This is a genomic window from Pseudarthrobacter leeuwenhoeki, from assembly GCF_055412885.1.
In genome coordinates this window covers 217,155-234,748 of record NZ_JBVAYY010000001.1, presented here as the reverse complement: position 1 = coordinate 234,748, position 17,594 = coordinate 217,155, and the positions used below count along the sequence as shown (strand labels likewise).

Annotated in this window: 13 protein-coding genes; 2 read left to right on the top strand and 11 right to left on the bottom strand. The window is 67.2% G+C overall.

Features of this window, described 5'->3' with window-relative positions; all coding sequences use genetic code 11:
- Positions 1 to 1,752 (bottom strand): glycerol-3-phosphate dehydrogenase/oxidase, encoded by a 1,752-nt coding sequence (locus ACZYX4_RS01170; protein WP_463873054.1) that lies wholly within the window; start codon positions 1,750 to 1,752, stop codon positions 1 to 3.
- A gap of 75 nt (positions 1,753 to 1,827) precedes the next feature.
- Positions 1,828 to 2,964, bottom strand: coding sequence for a GuaB3 family IMP dehydrogenase-related protein (locus ACZYX4_RS01165; protein ID WP_463873053.1), 1,137 nt, complete (start codon positions 2,962 to 2,964; stop codon positions 1,828 to 1,830).
- A gap of 263 nt (positions 2,965 to 3,227) precedes the next feature.
- Here ACZYX4_RS01165 and ACZYX4_RS01160 point away from each other — a divergent pair, with 263 nt between their 5' ends.
- Positions 3,228 to 5,129: a S8 family peptidase gene (locus tag ACZYX4_RS01160; protein WP_463873052.1), complete on the top strand. Its 1,902-nt coding sequence runs from the start codon at positions 3,228 to 3,230 to the stop codon at positions 5,127 to 5,129.
- Between the two features lie 174 nt (positions 5,130 to 5,303).
- Here the strand turns inward: ACZYX4_RS01160 and ACZYX4_RS01155 are convergent, their stop codons facing one another.
- The 7 genes from ACZYX4_RS01155 to groES form a co-directional block, all read right to left on the bottom strand.
- Positions 5,304 to 7,145: an ABC transporter ATP-binding protein gene (locus ACZYX4_RS01155; protein ID WP_463873051.1), complete on the bottom strand. Its 1,842-nt coding sequence runs from the start codon at positions 7,143 to 7,145 to the stop codon at positions 5,304 to 5,306.
- 40 nt (positions 7,146 to 7,185) lie between these two features.
- Positions 7,186 to 7,596 (bottom strand): hypothetical protein, encoded by a 411-nt coding sequence (locus ACZYX4_RS01150; RefSeq protein ID WP_463873050.1) that lies wholly within the window; start codon positions 7,594 to 7,596, stop codon positions 7,186 to 7,188.
- 109 nt (positions 7,597 to 7,705) lie between these two features.
- On the bottom strand, positions 7,706 to 9,067 hold the full coding sequence (locus tag ACZYX4_RS01145; protein ID WP_463873049.1) for a hypothetical protein: 1,362 nt from the start codon (positions 9,065 to 9,067) through the stop codon (positions 7,706 to 7,708).
- Positions 9,068 to 9,199: 132 nt separating this feature from the next.
- On the bottom strand, positions 9,200 to 10,711 hold the full coding sequence (guaB, locus tag ACZYX4_RS01140) for an IMP dehydrogenase (RefSeq protein WP_463873047.1): 1,512 nt from the start codon (positions 10,709 to 10,711) through the stop codon (positions 9,200 to 9,202).
- 180 nt (positions 10,712 to 10,891) lie between these two features.
- Entirely contained in the window at positions 10,892 to 11,050 is a 159-nt protein-coding gene (locus ACZYX4_RS01135) for an SGNH hydrolase domain-containing protein (RefSeq protein ID WP_463873046.1), read from the bottom strand.
- Between the two features lie 496 nt (positions 11,051 to 11,546).
- A complete protein-coding gene (gene groL / locus ACZYX4_RS01130; protein WP_463873045.1) occupies positions 11,547 to 13,157 on the bottom strand; it encodes a chaperonin GroEL in 1,611 nt (536 codons plus the stop codon).
- Between the two features lie 77 nt (positions 13,158 to 13,234).
- On the bottom strand, positions 13,235 to 13,531 hold the full coding sequence (gene groES / locus ACZYX4_RS01125; protein WP_024367421.1) for a co-chaperone GroES: 297 nt from the start codon (positions 13,529 to 13,531) through the stop codon (positions 13,235 to 13,237).
- Positions 13,532 to 13,826: 295 nt separating this feature from the next.
- On the opposite strand from groES, the gene ACZYX4_RS01120 reads away from it, so the two are divergent.
- Positions 13,827 to 15,059, top strand: a complete 1,233-nt coding sequence (locus ACZYX4_RS01120) for a THUMP-like domain-containing protein (RefSeq protein ID WP_463873044.1) — start codon at positions 13,827 to 13,829, stop codon at positions 15,057 to 15,059.
- A gap of 58 nt (positions 15,060 to 15,117) precedes the next feature.
- Here the strand turns inward: ACZYX4_RS01120 and ACZYX4_RS01115 are convergent, their stop codons facing one another.
- The gene (locus ACZYX4_RS01115) at positions 15,118 to 15,972 is read right to left on the bottom strand and encodes a shikimate 5-dehydrogenase (protein ID WP_463873043.1); all 855 of its coding nucleotides are present in this window, start codon (positions 15,970 to 15,972) and stop codon (positions 15,118 to 15,120) included.
- Between the two features lie 72 nt (positions 15,973 to 16,044).
- Entirely contained in the window at positions 16,045 to 17,499 is a 1,455-nt protein-coding gene (locus ACZYX4_RS01110) for a glycoside hydrolase family 3 N-terminal domain-containing protein (protein WP_463873042.1), read from the bottom strand.
- Positions 17,500 to 17,594 lie beyond the last annotated feature (95 nt).

Genomic DNA, 17,594 nt, shown 5'->3' with positions numbered 1-17,594 from the left:
TCAGCGCAGCGGAACGATGTCCTCGACGCCCAGGCGTGCTGCGTCAGCGGATTCGTCGTCCGGCTGCTCCTGGCTGAGCCGTTCGGCGTCGACCCTTGCCAGGTAGTGCGTGATCTCACCCTCGCGCTGCTCATCGCTCCAGCCGAGGACCTCTCCCATCAGTTTAGCGACTACCGGTGCGGCGGAGACACCGCGGTCCCAGGCCTCGATGGAGATCCGGGTCCGGCGGGTCAGCACGTCCTGCACATGCCGGGCGCCCTCATGGGTGGCGGCGTACACGGCCTCGGCGGCGAGGTAGTCGTCCGCGCCGGGCAGCGGTTCGCCCAGTTCCTGGTTCTCGGTGATGAGAGCGAGCACCTCCGGGGCCATCGAACCGTAGCGGTTGAGCAGGTGCTCGATCCGCGCCACGTGCACGCCGGTTTCCTCCGCCATCCGGTTCCGCTTGTTCCACGCGGCCTTGAATCCGCTGGCCCCCAGCAGCGGGATGGACTCCGTGCAGCTGGGCGGGACACGTTCGTCCATGCTGCGGGTCGCCTCGTCGACGGCGTCCTTGGCCATCACCCGGTAGGTGGTCCATTTGCCGCCGGCCACGACGACGAGCCCGGGCACCGGGTGGGCCACGACATGTTCGCGGGAAAGTTTGGCGGTGGAGTCGTTTTCGCCGGCCAGGAGCGGGCGGAGCCCGGCATAGACGCCTTCGACGTCCTCGCGGGTGAGCGGGCGTTTCAGGACCCGGTTCACATGCTCGAGGATGTAATCGATGTCCTTGCTGGACGCGGCCGGGTGGGCTTTGTCGAGGTGCCAGTCGGTGTCGGTGGTGCCGATGATCCAGTGCCGGCCCCAGGGGATGACGAACAGGACGGATTTCTCGGTCCGCAGGATCAGACCCACGGTCGACTGGAAGCGGTCCCGTGGCACCACCAGGTGGATGCCCTTGGAGGCCCGGACCTTGAGCTGGCCGCGGTCGGTCACCATGGCCTGGGTCTCGTCGGTCCAGACGCCCGTGGCATTGATGACCTGCTTGGCCTTGATGTTGAAGTAGGTCCCGTCCTCGTGGTTGACCACCTTCGCACCGACCACACGCTCGCCTTCGCGGACGAAGGACACCACGGACATCTGGTTCACCGCGTGGGCACCGTAGGAGGCCGCAGTGCGGACGAGGTTGGCGCAGTATTTGGCGTCGTCGACCTGGCCGTCGTAGTACCGGATGGAGCCGACGAACGCGTCGTCCTTGAGGCTCGGCGCTGCCCGCAGGGTCCCCCGGCGGCTCAGGTGCTTGTGGAACGGCACGCCGCGGCGCTGGCCGGTGGAGATGGACATGGCGTCGTACAAGGCAATGCCGGCGCCCACGTAGGGCCGTTCAAGGAACGGCTTGGTCAGCGGGTACAGAAAGGGTACGGGCCGGGCGAGGTGCGGGGCGAGTTCGGAGAGAATCAGCCCGCGTTCGTGCAGCGCCTCTTTGACCAGGGCGAAATCGAGCATCTCCAGGTAGCGGAGACCGCCGTGGATCAGCTTTGAGGAGCGGGAGGAGGTGCCCGCGGCCCAGTCGTTGGCCTCGACGATGCCGACGCTCAGTCCGCGGGTGATTGCGTCCAGGGCCGCGCCGGTGCCGACGATGCCGCCGCCGACGATCAGGATGTCGAGTTCCTTCCCCGGTTCCGTGGTGCCCCTGAGAACCGCGAGTGAAGCTTCGCGTTCCGCAGGCCCAAGGGCACCGCCGGCCTTGGGAGAACCGCCGGGAAAACTGTTCATCTCACGCCTCCATCCGTCTCAAAGCTCGTAGTGCACCACACTACTTCCAACTTCCCCGGATGGGCAGGGGTGCTGTCAGTTGCCGGTGTACGGAGAGACGACGACGTCGACGCGCTGGAATTCCTTCAGGTCCGAGTAGCCGGTGGTCGCCATCGAACGGCGCAGCGCACCGATCAGGTTGGACGTTCCGTTGGTGTGGTGGCCCGGCCCGAAGAGGACCTCCTCGAGCGGCCCGACCGTGCCGACGTTGACCCTGTCGCCGCGGGGAAGTTCGAGGTGGTGCGCTTCCTGGCCCCAGTGCCAGCCCTTGCCCGGGGCTTCCTGGGCGCGGGCGAGGGCACTGCCGAGCATAACGGCGTCGGCGCCCATGGCGATTGCCTTGACGATGTCGCCGGAGGCTCCCATGCCGCCGTCGGCGATCACGTGGACGTAGCGGCCGCCGGACTCGTCCATGTAGTCGCGGCGGGCAGCAGTGACGTCGGAAATGGCGGAGGCCATGGGCGAGTGGATGCCGAGGGCGCGGCGGGTGGTGCTCGTGGCGCCGCCGCCGAAGCCGACCAGCACCCCGGCGGCTCCGGTGCGCATGAGGTGCAGGGCGGGGGTGTAGCCGGCGGCCCCGCCGACGATCACCGGGACGTCGAGTTCGTAGATGAACTGCTTGAGGTTCAGCGGCTCATGGTCTTTCGAGACATGTTCGGCGGAGACGGTGGTACCGCGGATCACGAAGATGTCAACGCCGGCGGCCACCACGGTCTTGTAGTGTTCCTGGGTCCGCTGCGGGGTGAGGGACCCGGCAACGGTGACGCCCGCGGCGCGGATTTCCGCGAGCCGGGCGGTGATCAGATCCGGCTGGATCGGAGCCTGGTAGAGCTCCTGCATGCGCCGGGTGACGGCGGGGCTGTTGGTCTCGTCCTGGAGCGCGCCGATCTGGTCCAGCACGGCCTGCGGGTCCTCATACCGGGTCCAGAGGCCCTCGAGGTCGAGAACGCCGAGTCCGCCGAGGCGGCCCAGGGCGATGACGGTCTCTGGGGACATGGCCGAATCCATGGGAGCGGCGATGACCGGCATGTCGAACTTGTAGGCGTCGATCTGCCAGGCGACGGACACATCCTTGGGGTCACGCGTACGTCGGTTGGGGACGATCGCAATGTCATCCAGGGAGTAGGCACGACGCCCACGCTTGCCAAGGCCAATCTCAATCTCATAAGTCACGTCCCCACTTTACTTGACCATGACGTTGACCCGGAATTTGGCAGCGCCGCCGGGCCGCGGAGGGTGCGTCGGCGTTGCTGCGGGGAAGCCCCCACGGCCCCCAGACCACTCGATAGTGAACACTGACTTGACAGGTATTGTCAATGGTTTACAAAACGTGAAAATACCTTTACGTTTGCTTTCGCCAAGCTGGGATTTCATCCGGCGCCCTCCACCCCCAGATCCGGGCATTCCACGATGCCCGGTTACAGAAAGCAGAACCCATGGGAAGTGCATCACTCAGGAAGTACCGCGTCCTGGCCCTGTCGCTGGCCGCCGTCGTCGGCACCATGACCGTCGCCGTCACCCCGGCGTTCGCCACCCCCGGCATCGGGCCGGTGGTCTCGGAGAATATTCCGACCCCCGACGTCAACGCCGGCGAGGCATACACGCAGTTCATCGTCAGCTTTAAGAAGACACCGGGCAGTGCCACGCCCAACGGCCGTGCGAACGCGTGGGGAGCGGCTGCCAGACAGCAGGGGGTGAGTGTGCGGGAACTGCGCGCCCTGGCCACGGGAGGAACCCTGATCGCCGCGGACAAGGCGCTTTCCGACCAGGCTGCCCAGGACTTCATGGACGCAATCGTCGCATCCGGAGCGGTCAACGCCGTGGAACCCGATGCCCGCATGACGGCCGTGCTGTCGCCGAACGATACCCGTTACGGCGAGCAATGGGACTTCACCGGGGCAAACGGCATGCGCATCCCCGGCGCCTGGGATGTCTCCACCGGGTCGGGGGCCACTGTCGCCGTGATTGACACCGGCATCACGGCGCACCCTGATCTGGACGCCAACGTACTGCCGGGCTATGACTTCGTCTCCGACGCCACTGCGGCGCGCGACGGCAACGGCCGGGACTCCAACGCCCAGGACCAGGGCGACTGGTACGCCGGCGGCGAATGCGGCCAGACCGCAGCCGCCAACTCTTCCTGGCACGGCACCCACGTCTCCGGCACCGTTGCCGCTGTCACGGGTAACTCCACGGGTGTGGCCGGGGTCGCTCCGAACGCGAAGGTCCTCCCGGTCCGGGTCCTGGCCAAGTGCGGCGGGTCCCTCTCCGACATCGCGGACGCCATCATCTGGGCCTCCGGCGGCACCGTCACAGGAGTCCCCGCCAACGCCAACCCGGCCAAGGTCATCAACATGAGCCTGGGCGGCTCCGGTACCTGCGGTACCACCTACCAGGCAGCCATCGACTCCGCGGTGTCGCGAGGCTCCACGGTGGTGGTGGCTGCCGGCAACAGCAGCCAGGACGCCGCCGGCTTCCGTCCGGCCAACTGCAACTCCGTGGTGACCGTTGCCGCCAGCAACCCGAGCGGCAGCTTGTCCTACTTCTCCAACTACGGCGCTACCGTGGACCTCACTGCCCCGGGCGGCGACACCAGCGTCAGTGGCGGCGGCATCCTCTCCACGATCAACACCGGCACTTCGACGCCGGGCGGGGCTGGCTACGCCAACTACCAGGGCACCTCGATGGCGGCCCCGCACGTCGCCGGTCTCGTTGCCCTGATGAAGTCCAAGTCCCCCGCCCTTACCCCGGCCCAGGTGGAGTCCACGCTCCGGCAGGGCACCCGGGCGATGCCGGGCGGCTGCACCAAGGGCTGCGGCGCCGGCCTCTCCGATGCCACCGCCACCATGGGACTGCTCGGCGGAACAACCCCGCCGCCGTCGGGAAACCTTCTGCTGAACCCAGGCTTCGAGAGCGGCTCGACCTCCTGGACTTCCGACCACTTGGACACGTTTGAGACCGGAACCAACGCCCGCACGGGCAGTGGCTTCGCCGGCCTGAACGGCTGGGGCCAGTCGACGTCGTACAAGCTCGACCAGACGATCTCCATCCCGTCCTCCGTGACCGGTTCCAGTCTGTCCTTTTACCTAAAGACGCTGACCGACGAGACCACCGCCGGGACCGCCTACGACACTCTGAAGGTTCAGGCCATCAGCGGCGGCGTCACGACTACGCTGGCCACCTACTCCAACCTCAACAAGTCCACCGGATATGTGCTTAAAACCCTGAATCTGTCCTCGTTCAAGGGCAAGACCGTCACCCTGCGCTTCCTGGGTGTGGAGGACGCCTCCCTCAAGACCTACTTCCTCGTGGACGACACCTCGGTGACGACCTCCTAGCAGCTGGCCTGGTACCAAGAATGGGCATGCCCTCCCTTCCCGTGAGGACATGCCCATTCTTCGTGCCTGCGAGTGCGCATAGCGGCATTATGTCCACCGGACCCGGCTCGCGGAGGGAATGTGCCGCAGACTGCAGGTCCGGCAGGTCAGGCCGACCAGGGCCCGGTCTCCCCCTCAGATGCCTTCGGCCTCGTCCACGGTGAGCTGGGATTCGAACATCCGGAAGTAGCGGCCGCGCAGGGCCACCAGTTCCTTGTGGGTGCCCTGTTCCACGACCCGGCCGTCCTCAAGCATGTACACGATATCCGCCTTCTCGATCGTGGCGAGCCGGTGGCTGATGGCGATGATTGTGCTGCTGCGGTCGGCGAAGAGCCGGGTGAAGATGCGGTGCTCCGCGAGCGCGTCAATGGCCGACGTCGGCTCGTCCATAACCATGAACGGGGCATTGCGGTAGAAGTTCCGGGCCATCGCGAGGCGCTGCCACTGTCCGCCGGACAGCCCGCTGCCCTTCCGTCCGCGCGGATCCTCCATCCAGTTGCTGACGTGGTTGTCCAGGCCGTTGGGCAGCTTGTTGATGAACCCGAGGGCTTCGGCGTCGGCCGCGGCGCGGCGGATCCGCCCGTCGTCGCGCGGTGCATCGACGTCGCCGAAGAGGATGTTCTCCGCCGCGGTGGCGAATTCGTATTTCAGGAACTCCTGGCTGAGCACCGCCAGATAGTGGTGCCAGGACTTAACGTCGACGGCGGAGAGGTCGACGCCGTCGAGCAGCACCTGCCCGGAGTCCGGGCGGTAGAGCCCGGCGAGAATGCGGATGAGGGTGGACTTGCCGGCGCCGTTCTCCCCCACGATCGCAACATGCTGGCCCTCCCGGATGGTCAGCGAGATGCCCTTGATAACCTCCAGTTCGCTGCCCGTGTAGGTGAAGCGGATGTCGCGCAGCTCCACGGTCCCGGGCGCCTGCAGCAGCGGCGGTGCGTGCCCGGAGGGGACCGGCAGCGCCATGAACAGCTCGTAGTCCTTGAGGTTGGCGAGGTCCTCGTCAATGGAGCTGAGGGAAGTGACGAGGCTGTTGGCGTTGGACAGGGCCCGACTGACGATCTGCTGCACGTAGAGGAACTGGCCCACCGGCTGCGCGCGGGCGATGATCTGCCCGACCACCCAGATCAGCGAGACGACCTCGGCGCCGTACTGCAGGGTGTCCGCGGCCAGCTGTTTGGGGATATATCGCTTCTGGAAATCCAGCCGGCGCTTCTCGTCGGCGTCCCGCAGCCGGGAGCGGAGCCCCATGAGGTGGCCGACGATCCCGTAGAGGCGCATCTCGGCAATGTGCTGCGGGCGCAGGAGATTGGTCTCGATCATCCGCCGCTGCCGGCGGGAGTCGATCTGCGTGTTCCAGTGCGCGATCTGCTCGCGGGAGAGCCTGAACTGCAGGTAGACGCTGGGCACAATCGCCACGAGCACGATCACGGCGATCCACCAACTGACCAGCAGCAGCGCGCCGATCGCCAGGATCACCGAGACGAGCTGGGTGAAGATGGCCGCGATCCGGTCCAGGACCCGGGCGTAGGAATCGGAGAAGCGCTTGGCCCGGTCGTACAGGTCCACCGTTTCCTTGTCGTCGTAGCGCCAGAACTCCAGCGCCAGGAACCGCTCGTACATGAGGTCGCCCACGATCGCGCCGACTTTGAAGCTCATGAGTTGCTGGATGTACCGGTCGACGCTGCTGAAGGCGCCCCAGAACAGTCCCAGCGCGGCGGTGATGATGACGTAGACAATGGCCTGCTGACCTGCGGCGGCATCGCCCGCGTAGGCGGCCGCGAGGGCAGTGGTGGTCAGGGCCGCGAAGTAGGTGGTGACAAGCGGCAGCAGCGCTGAGATCAGCGAGCCCAGCACTTTCATTACGACGGCGGCGGGCGAGGCCCGGAAGCTGACGCGCAACACCTGCGCCACGGCCCGTGCGTACGGCCTCAGCGCGAGCTTGCGCTTGGGCTCACGGGCGGGCCTGAGTTCGGACATGCCTCCAGCCTAGTTGGGGACGCTGACGCGCGGACGCCAGCTAGTAGTCCTCCCCATATTGGTATTCCGGGAACTCGAAACAGGCGCTGAAGCTACCAATCTGGAGACTCTCCGGGCCGTCCCAGAACGACACCACCAACTGGGTACCGTCCTCATGGCGGAGATCCAGCCGGCGGTCCCCGTCGTTGTCCTTGCTCTCCGTCGCGGACCAGCCGGTCCGCGCGCCGAGGGAATCCCGGACGTCGTCCAGGAACGTCCCCCGGTCGAGGCCTGGCAGCAGCTCGACCTGGCCGGTCCCGGCCCACCTCTTCTCTTTGCCCCGGCAGGACATCAGGCTGGAGGTGTCGTTTTCGAAGACCGAGACGACCAGCTCGGCCGGGACCATGTCGATGATCTCGCGCTGCACGGCCAGGAGCTTGGCTTTGGCAGTTTCCAGGGTTATGGCGGACATCGTTTCCTTCTCTGGTGTTGCGGATCCTGCAGCGCAGCCCGACAGGCCGAGACACAGGATGATGGCAAGGGGCACGCACCAGCCTCCGGTCCGGGGGGACCGCCGGCCGCTACCGCGCACGGATCTGGTCTCTGATGTCTTCCAGGACCTGCATATTGAACGCATCCGTCGATGCGATGAGGCTGTGGTTGTCAATGCTGTACTCCTGCTGCCAGTTCTGGTCGCCTGGCGGAACGTATTCGTGGGTCTCGAAGGCGGGCTCCTTCATGGGGTAGTTGTCGCCCACGACCCCGCCCTGTTCCAAGGTCAGGAGGATGTCGGGATACGTGTAACTGGAGTACTGCGTGCCGGCCTCGGGCGCCCAGCCTTCCGGCATCGCGGCGCCGGACAAGGCGATGACCTGGTCGTAGCGTGCCCCGTTGGTCTCCGATCCGGCGACGTTCCTGAATCCCCAGCTGTGTCCCATCCCAACGGTTTGGGCGGCTGCTGGCTTCTCGAGCTCGACGGCGGCCTGGAACTCCTTCAGGACAGGTGAGGTCTCCGCGACGAACGTTTCATTCCTCGCTTCCACCGCGAACGCCTCAATCTCCCCGCCGTCCGGGAACTCCGTCCCTTTGTACACGAAGGCAACCGTTCCTCCCGTCTTATCAGCGTTGACCAGCCAACTCGGCACCTCTTGGGGACCGCCGCCGTAGAACGAGGCCTCGTTGGTTTTGGTTCCGGGCACGTAGGTGATGGCCACTTTTGTCTGCTCGTCGTAGGTGCCGACCATCTCGACTATGGAATTTTTGGCCGGGTCGTAGGCCGCGAGCTGGACTTTCCCGTCCACCACCTCCTGCAGGTAGGTTAGCCCCGACTGGCGGGATTTCCACTGCTCCTGTTCGGCGGCGAACCGTTCCGGATAGCCGGTGTCCAGGGCCACCAGCAGCAGGTTAAGGATCGGCTCCGGATCGTTTTCCCTGAGCCAGTCGATGCGGTTCTGGGCGTTCACCTTGTTCGCTTCGACCCGGTCGGCGAAGGGGATGCCGTTGGTGTTGCCGGCCTGGACGGGATTCGCGGAAATGAATCCCTCGCGCTGGTCCGTGGTAAGGGCCAACCACCAGGCCCGGACGTCCTCGTCGGATTTTCCCGCAACATCAGCGGGCGTCGGCGAGGGCTGTCCGGCACCTGCCGGCCTCCCTGCACCGCCGTGGCTGCCGGCTCCTGAGCTGGCAGTTTCCTGTTCATCGGCGTTGCGGACCAGATCCCTGGCGGCCTGTTGCAGAAAGGCCGCGGCAGCCAGCAGGGACCGGCTGTGGCTATTTCTCCAGTCGTGGCGGAATCGCTCCGCGTCGGGGCCGGGCCACGGTGTGCCGGTGACGCTGGCGTTGAAACCCGTCAACTGGGAGTGGAGTTTGTTGCCGGCCCGGGACATCGCGGAGGCCAGCACCCGGAGCTGGGCCACGTCCGCACCACTGAATTGCGCTGCCACTCTGGTCCCCCGCCGTCCCCCGAAACTAATTACTCCATCGAACTTACAGGGAAAAAGATAATGACGGGATGGGCATACCTCCCCATCCCGTCATTTCAACCCGTTGCCCGGACGCCAGGGCGGGAAGAGCGCTTAGCGCGAACCGTAGTTCGGTGCCTCCACCGTCATCTGGATGTCGTGCGGGTGGGATTCCTTGAGCCCGGCCGGGGTGATCCGGACGAACTTTCCGCGGGCCTTGAGCTCGGGAATGGTCGGGGCGCCGGTGTAGAACATCGTCTGGCGGAGACCGCCGACCAGCTGGTGGGCCACCGAGGCCAGCGGGCCGCGGTAGGCCACCCGGCCCTCGATGCCTTCCGGGATGAGCTTGTCGTCGCCGGAGACGTCGGCCTGGAAGTAGCGGTCCTTGGAGTACGAGGTGTTCTTGCCGCGGGTCTGCATGGCCCCGAGGGACCCCATGCCGCGGTAGAGCTTGAACTGCTTGCCGTTGACGAAGATCAGGTCACCCGGGGACTCGTCGCAACCGGCGAGCAGGGAGCCGAGCATGACGGTGTCCGCGCCGGCCACCAGGGCCTTGCCGATGTCGCCCGAGTACTGCAGTCCGCCGTCGGCGATCAGCGGCACGCCGGCCGGGATGGCGGCCTTGGCGGACTCGTAGATGGCGGTGATCTGCGGGACGCCGACGCCGGCGACCACGCGGGTGGTGCAGATGGAGCCGGGACCCACGCCGACCTTGATGCCGTCGGCACCGGCATCGATGAGCGCCTGGGCGCCTTCGCGGGTGGCGGCCTGGCCGCCGATGATGTCGACGTGCGCGGCCACCGGATCGGACTTGAGCCGGCGGATCATGTCCAGGACACCCTGGGAGTGTCCGTTGGCGGTGTCAACGAAGAGGGCGTCCACGCCGGCGTCGACCAGCGCCATGGCCCGCTCCCAGCCGTCGCCAAAGAACCCGATGGCAGCGCCGACGCGCAGCCGGCCTTCATCGTCCTTGGTGGCCAGCGGATACTGCTCGGCCTTCGTGAAGTCCTTGGTGGTGATTAGGCCCTTGAGCCGGCCCTGCTCGTCAACGAGCGGGAGCTTTTCAATCTTGTGGGTCGCCAGCTTGTGCGCGGCTTCGTCGCGGCTGATGCCGACGTGCCCCGTGACGAGGGGCATCTTGGTCATAACGTCGCTGACCAGGCGGATCGGGAAATCCGCTTCCGGCACGAAACGGGTGTCGCGATTGGTGACGATACCCAGCAGCCGCATGCCCTCGTCCACGACGGGCAGACCGGAAACCCGGTAATGCGCGCAGATTTCGCCCAGCTCGGCCAGCGTGGCTTCCGGGCCGATCGTCAGCGGGTTGGTGATCATGCCGGATTCGCTGCGCTTGACCCGGTCAATCTGGTCCGCCTGGTCGGCGATGGAGAGGTTGCGGTGCACGACGCCGAGGCCGCCCTGGCGGGCCATGGCGATCGCCATCCGCGATTCGGTGACCGTGTCCATCGCTGCGGAGAGCAGCGGGGTCTGGACCGTGATGCGCTTGGAGATCCGGGAGGACGTGTCGGCTTCGGAGGGGATGACATTCGTGTGGCCGGGCAGCAACAAGACGTCGTCATACGTCAGTCCGATGAAGCCGAAGGGGTTGTGTTCGGGCTGGGTCATGAGTGCGCCTCTTACCTTGGTTACGGGTTTCACGGGTAGGGGTTGCAACAGATGACCAGCCCGTCATTACGGGCATGCCCTGTGCAGAAGTGTTGAATAAATACTAGAACCTTGGCCGCGATCCCCATATTCCGGGACAGTAATGTGAGCAACGGCACCAGCCGGACCGGCGCCGCCGCGTCACGTCCAGCCCGTGGCCGCGAACAAGCGCTGTTCGAACATGGGGATCATGCTCTGGACATAGGTCTTGGTCAGGTGGTTGTCGTCCTTGTAGACGTACACATTCCCGACGACGGCCGGGCAGATCCCACCGGCGCAGATGAAATCGCTCAGGTCCATCAGGTGCAGCCCCGGCACCCTCCCCCGGAACGTTCCCGTCCGTGCACAGCCCGTCGATGTCCGCCCACTCGTTCTTCATGGCCACCGGAGCCGGGATGATCTTCGCGTCCGGCGTCAGCTTGCCCGCGTTCCCGGGCGCCAAGGCGGCCGCTCCGGGGGCCAGTTCCCTGGGCTGTGCTGCGGCCGCGGCCTCGTCTGCCAGGAGCTTGCTCTGCCACACCGTCGCAGGCCACGGGAGAGCATCGCGGCGAGGCCTCTCCACCCGAGGACAACGCGCAGCGCTTGCCGGGATTGAGGTGCGGCAGTGCGAGCGCCAGCAGCCTAGGGCGAATTCCCAAAGCCGGGTGCGGATGGCGAAGTAGGCGTAGGACTGGTTGGTGGCTCAGGAGCCGCAGGGGCTTGCCGCCAATTACGGCCGTGCTGCACGGATGCCCGCAGGCACAGAAAAGGCCAGCCCGGCTGATGCCGGACCGGCCTTGACTGCTATGGCTTGATGCTAGTGCTGGTGTCCTGCGTGCTGGTCTTCCTCGACAGGCTTCTCGACCACGAGGGTTTCCGTGGTGAGCACCAGTGCCGCGATGGACGCCGCGTTGCGGAGGGCCGCACGCGTCACCTTCACGGGGTCGATGACTCCGGCAGCGATCAGGTCTTCGTATTCGCCGGTCTTGGCGTTGAAGCCCTGGTTGTTGGCGGATTCGGCGACCTTGGCGACGACGACGTAGCCGTCGAAGCCGGCGTTCTGGGCGATCCAGCGCAGCGGCTGGGTCAGTGCCCGGCGGACGATGCCGACAGCAGCTGCCGCGTCGCCTTCGAGGGCCTGGACAGCCGGGTCCTCGTCGAGCGCCTTGAGGGCGTGGATGAGGGCGGCGCCGCCGCCGGCGACGATGCCCTCTTCCAGGGCAGCGCGGGTCGAGGACACGGCGTCCTCGATGCGGTGCTTCTTTTCCTTGAGCTCGACCTCGGTGGCAGCGCCGACCTTGATCACGCCGATGCCGCCGGCCAGCTTGGCCAGGCGTTCCTGCAGCTTTTCCTTGTCCCAGTCGGAGTCCGTGCGGGTCAGCTCGGCGCGCAGCTGGGAAACCCGGGCTGCGACGTCCTCTGCCGAACCGGCGCCGTCAACGATGGTGGTGTTGTCCTTGGTGACGGTGATGCGCCGGGCAGTGCCCAGCACCTCAAGGCCGACCGTGTCCAGGCTGAGGCCCAGTTCCGGCGAGACAACCTGTGCGCCCGTGAGGGTGGCGATGTCCTGCAGCATGGCCTTGCGGCGGTCGCCGAAGCCCGGTGCCTTGACGGCAACGACGTTCAGCGTGCCGCGGATGCGGTTGACGATCAGCGTGGAGAGTGCCTCGCCGTCGACGTCCTCGGCGATGATGAAGAGCGGCTTGGAGCTCTGCAGCGCCTTTTCCAGCAGCGGCAGGAAGTCCTGGACCGAGGAGATCTTGCCCTGGTTGATCAGGATCAGGGCGTCTTCGAGGACAGCTTCCTGGCGTTCCGCGTCGGTGACGAAGTACGGGGACAGGTAGCCCTTGTCGAACTGCATGCCCTCGGTGAGGACCAGTTCGGTCTGCGTGGTGGAGGATTCCTCGATGGTGATCACACCATCCTTGCCGACCTTGTCGAATGCCTCGGCCAGCAGCTCGCCGATCTCATCGCTCTGGGCGGAGATGGAGGCGACGTTGGCGACCTGGGTGCCTTCGACCGGGCGGGCGTTTTCGAGCAGGCGGGCGGCGATGGCCTCAACCGAGACCTCGATGCCGCGCTTGATCTGGCCCGGGGCTGCGCCGGCCGCAACGTTGCGGAGGCCTTCCTTGACGAGGGCCTGTGCCAGCACCGTGGCGGTGGTGGTGCCGTCACCGGCAACATCGTTGGTCTTGGTGGCGACCTCCTTGGCAAGCTGCGCGCCAAGGTTCTCATACGGGTCGTCCAGCTCGACTTCACGGGCGATAGTGACACCATCGTTGGTGATCGTGGGGGCGCCCCACTTCTTGTCCAGCACGACGTTGCGGCCGCGCGGGCCAAGCGTCACCTTGACAGTGTTGGCGAGCTTATCGATGCCGGCTTCAAGCGACCGGCGGGCAGCGTCGTTAAACGCAAGCTGCTTTGCCATGGTTTTGTCCTTTCAAAGACAGAACCCCGCGCAACTGACCCGTCAAAGAAGGATCGGCGGCGCGGGGTCCAAGAGAGTTACTTTACGACGATCGCCAGAACGTCGCGGGCGGACAGCACGAGGTACTCGGTGCCGCCGGTCTTGACTTCAGTTCCGCCGTACTTGGAGTAGATAACGACGTCGCCAACGGTGACGTCGATCGGAACGCGGTTGCCGTTGTCGTCAAAGCGGCCGGGGCCTACTGCGACAACTTCGCCTTCCTGCGGCTTTTCCTGCGCGGAGTCCGGGATAACCAGGCCGGAAGCCGTGGTCTGCTCGGCTTCGAGCGGGCGGACAACAATACGATCCTCAAGAGGCTTAATAGAGACCGACAATGACCTCTCCTTTTCGTCAGCAAATTCGTGGACTTTAAAGCTGTGGTGCCAAGGCGTACAGACCGTCGTCGCGGTGCCGGCAGCAGCCTGGCGGTAAAGCTTCAGGTGTTAGCACCCTCCCGGGGAGAGTGCCAATGACGACTCTATGTAAGTAGTTAGCACTCGGTCAAGGCGAGTGCCAGAAATTCGTTCCCGGCGAACGCTGGGCCTGCGCCGGACCAGGAGCGCCGGCCGTAGCGGGCGAAGCCCTGGCGGGCGCATAGCACCAGGCACCGGCTGAACTAGGCTTGATCCCATGGCTGACGCACCGCAGGACCAGATCGCCCCGCTTTTGAACCCCGAAGGCTGGGAGCTGCTGGCGTCGCTGGGACCCTACAAGGAGGACGACGCGTTCCGGCTCAATGCCACCCTCCGGAAGGCCGGCCACTCCCCCGAACTCGTTTCCGCCGCCCTCACCCAGTCGCGGCTGCGGACCAAGGCCGAGGCCAAGTTTGGCGAGTTTGCCCGGCAGATGATCTTCACCCAGGCGGGCCTGGAGCAGTCCACCCGGCTTACCGTGGCGGCCCGGCACGCGCAGCGCTTCGCAGAAGCCGGGGTGCAGCACGTGGCGGATCTTGGCTGCGGCCTCGGCGGCGATGCCATGGCGTTCGCCTCGCTGGACATCCAGGTCACAGCGGTGGAAAGCGACGAGACGACGGCGGCCTGCGCCACGATGAACCTCATCCCGTTCCGGAACGCCACCGTGGTCCATTCCGATGCGACGACGGTTGCCCTCGACGGGATGGACGGCGTCTGGCTGGACCCGGCCCGCCGGACCACTTCCACCTCGGGGACGAAGCGGCTCTGGGATCCGGAGGACTTTTCCCCGCCGCTGTCCTTCGTTGAGGCCCTTGCCGGCACCGGCCTGGCCGTGGGTGTGAAGATGGGCCCGGGCATGCCGCACGACTCGGTGCCCGGGGACTGCGAGGCCCAGTGGGTTTCGGTGGGCGGGGACGTCACCGAGGTGGCGCTGTGGTTCAACGCGGTCCGGCGTCCGGGAATCCGGCGGGCGGCCCTTCTCCTCGGCCCCGCGGGGGCGGCGGAGCTCACCAGCGCCGAGCACTTCGACGGCGGCCCCGTCGCCCCGGTGGGGCCTGTCGAGGGGTACCTCTACGAGCCCGACGGCGCCGTCATCCGCGCCGGCCTGGTGGCCGACGTCGCGCTCCAGCTGGGCGGGCACCTCGTGGACGAGCACATCGCCTACATCTGCGCCCCGGAGCTGCGGGATACCCCGTTCGCCCGGCCCTACAGGGTCCTGGACGTGATGCCGTACAACGTCAAAGCCCTCAAGACATGGGTCAGGGACCAGGGCATCGGAGTACTGGACATCAAGAAGCGCGGCACCTCGGTCACCCCGGAGGAGCTCCGCAAACAGCTCCTCCCCGGAGGGAAGACGGGCAGCGGCAAAAACAGGGGCAAAAAGACAGCCACCCTGGTCCTCACCCGGATCGGGGAGGAGCGGGTGGCCATCTCGGTGGAGCCGGTTTAGGTTTCGGACGGCCGGGCGCCTGGTTTCCCGGAGTACGGGTTTCCCGGATTCCCGGGGGTTACTGGGCCCGCATGAAGTCCTCGGCGGCCCGGACCTGCTCGTCGCTGGGCCGGATCCCGGTGTACAGCACAAACTGCTCCAGCGCCTGGATGGTCGCCACCTCCGCACCGGTGATCACGGTCTTCCCGGCGGCGCGGGCGGCCTTGATCAGCGGGGTCTCGGCCGGCAGCGCGACGACGTCGAACACCACCGTCGCGGCGTCCACTGTTTCCTGCGGGAAGGACAGTGCCCCGGCGTCGGGGCCCCCTGCCGTACTAGCTGCCGGACTCCCGGCCATACCCCCTCCCATACCGATAGGTGTGACGTTGATGATCATGTCGGCCGTCAGGGAATCGACGTCGGCGCGCCAGGCGAATCCGTAGAGCCCGGCGAGCGCCCGTCCCGCTTCCTCGTTGCGCGCGATCACGGTGACGTCCCGGAACCCGGCGTCGCGCAGGGCCGCCGCGGTGGCCTTCGCCATGCCGCCGGCGCCCCTCAGCAGCACCGAGTACGTCGAGGGCACGGTGTTGCGCTGCAGCAACTGCTCGATCGCCGTGTAGTCGGTGTTGTAGGCGGTGAGCGTGCCGCCGTCGTTGACGATCGTGTTGACCGAGTCGATGGCTTTCGCGGACGGGTCCATCACATCCACGAGCGCGATAACGTCCTCCTTATACGGCATCGACACGGCGCAGCCGCGGATCCCGAGGCCGCGAACACCGGCGATCGCCTGGCCGAGGTCCGTGGGGGCGAACGCCTTGTAGATCCAGTTCAGGCCCAACTGGTCATACAGGTGGTTGTGGAAGCGCGTCCCGTTGTTGCTCGGCCGGGCCGAGAGCGAGATGCAGAGGGTCATGTCTTTATTCAGGATGGGCACCGCTCCATTAAACGACAGGCCGGCCCGCACCGCCGCGTTCTGGGACGCAGGCCGGCCCGCACCGGACGGATCTCATGCGCAGCCGGTTCCCGGGCGATGGGGCCCGACGGCGACCGGCAGCTTTCCGGGCGCCCCGACATGCCCGGCCAGCACGGCGGCCAGCGCGTCGAAAGCGCCCTGGCTCCGGCCGTAGAGTGCGATCCTGGCAGGGGCTGTGGACTCCGCCAGCGGCCACGGCGCGTCGAGGGCCACCGCCACATCCGCCGCCGGGTGCGGCGCAGCCGGTGAGGACGCTGATGCCGGGACACCGATCAGCGAGACCAGCGGTCCCGCACCGATGCTGATGCCGGCGTTCCGGGCAGCGGCGGCGAACCGCGCCCGGTCCTGGGCTGAGCCGCCCGTCACCCGGACACTGGCCGGCACGATCGGCCCCTCGCAGGGCCCGGCCAGCACGGTGATGGCCGCCGCGGAGACTTCCTGCGACAGGCCTTTGCCGCTGCCGGGCGCTGTTCCGGGCCCCGCGCCGGTGCGGTCCCGCCAGATCATCATGGTGACGACGCGCTGCGCCGCCTCGGCGAGACGTTCCGGCGGCAGGGCGCCGCTGCGCACCGCGGCGATGATTGCGGCGTGCGCGGCCTCCACGTTGGCGGGCATCAGCAGCAGGTCGGCGCCGGCGGCAAGGGCCAGCGGCGCGGCGGAGTCGTTGGGGTACCGTCCCGTGACCGCGCCCATGTTGAGCGCATCCGTGACGGCCACGCCCTGGAATCCCATTCCCCGCAGCTCGGCGTAGGCCGCCTTGGACAGGGAGGCGGGGACGCCGGGCTCGAGCGCGGGCACGGCGATGTGGCCGGTCATGACCATCGGCAGTCCGGCGTCGATGGCGGCCTGGAACGGTTTCAGGTCCTTGGCCCGGAGCTGCTCCAGGCTTGCGCCCTGGACCGGCAGCCGGGCATGGGAATCGACGCTGACCGAGCCGTGGCCGGGGAAGTGCTTTACGGCAGGCAGCAGCCCCGCGGCCAGCATCCCCTGGGAGAAAGCGACCCCGAACCCGGACGCGGCGTCGGCGTTCCCGGACATGGACCGGGCACCGACGGTTGGGTCGGCCGGGCCCATGGTGACGTCGGTGGTCGGGGCGAAGTCGGTGTTGAAGCCCAGCGCCGCGAGTTCCGAAGCCATGGCCTGGCCGGCCTCGCCGGCGAGCGGCCCGCTTCCCGCCGCGCCGTAGCTCATCGGGGCGGGCCATTCGGTCAGCGGCGCCCGCAGCCGTGCCACCACGCCGCCTTCCTGGTCGACGCCGATCAGGCCGGGCCAGCTCCGGCCGCCGGCCCGTGCCGCGGCCTGGAGCCGGCTGGCGACGCCGTGCATCGCCGCGGTGTCCACCCTGCCGTCCGGTGTTCCCGGGACGTTGTCTCCCATGATGATGGACCCGGCCAGGTGCAGGCGCTCGATGGCAGCGGCCTGGGCCTGATGGTCGAGTCCGCGGTAGAACGGCAGCAGGACCTGCCCGGCCCGCTGCTCGGGGGTCATCGCGGCAACGGCCCGCGATGCGGCGGTTGCGTCCCGCTGCTGCGGCCCCCAGCCGAGCGGCCGGGCCCCGGCGCGGGGGAAGCTATCCGGATCGT

Excerpts from the sequence above, each read along its gene's own strand:
- ACZYX4_RS01170 (WP_463873054.1), bottom strand. The coding sequence starts at position 1,752 with ATGAACAGTTTTCCCGGCGGTTCTCCCAAGGCCGGCGGTGCCCTTGGG.
- ACZYX4_RS01160 (WP_463873052.1), top strand. The coding sequence starts at position 3,228 with ATGGGAAGTGCATCACTCAGGAAGTACCGCGTCCTGGCCCTGTCGCTG.
- ACZYX4_RS01155 (WP_463873051.1), bottom strand. The coding sequence starts at position 7,145 with ATGTCCGAACTCAGGCCCGCCCGTGAGCCCAAGCGCAAGCTCGCGCTG.
- ACZYX4_RS01150 (WP_463873050.1), bottom strand. The coding sequence starts at position 7,596 with ATGTCCGCCATAACCCTGGAAACTGCCAAAGCCAAGCTCCTGGCCGTG.
- guaB (WP_463873047.1), bottom strand. The coding sequence starts at position 10,711 with ATGACCCAGCCCGAACACAACCCCTTCGGCTTCATCGGACTGACGTAT.
- ACZYX4_RS01135 (WP_463873046.1), bottom strand. The coding sequence starts at position 11,050 with ATGGACCTGAGCGATTTCATCTGCGCCGGTGGGATCTGCCCGGCCGTC.
- groL (WP_463873045.1), bottom strand. The coding sequence starts at position 13,157 with ATGGCAAAGCAGCTTGCGTTTAACGACGCTGCCCGCCGGTCGCTTGAA.
- ACZYX4_RS01120 (WP_463873044.1), top strand. The coding sequence starts at position 13,827 with ATGGCTGACGCACCGCAGGACCAGATCGCCCCGCTTTTGAACCCCGAA.
- ACZYX4_RS01110 (WP_463873042.1), bottom strand. The coding sequence starts at position 17,499 with ATGACCCCCGAGCAGCGGGCCGGGCAGGTCCTGCTGCCGTTCTACCGC.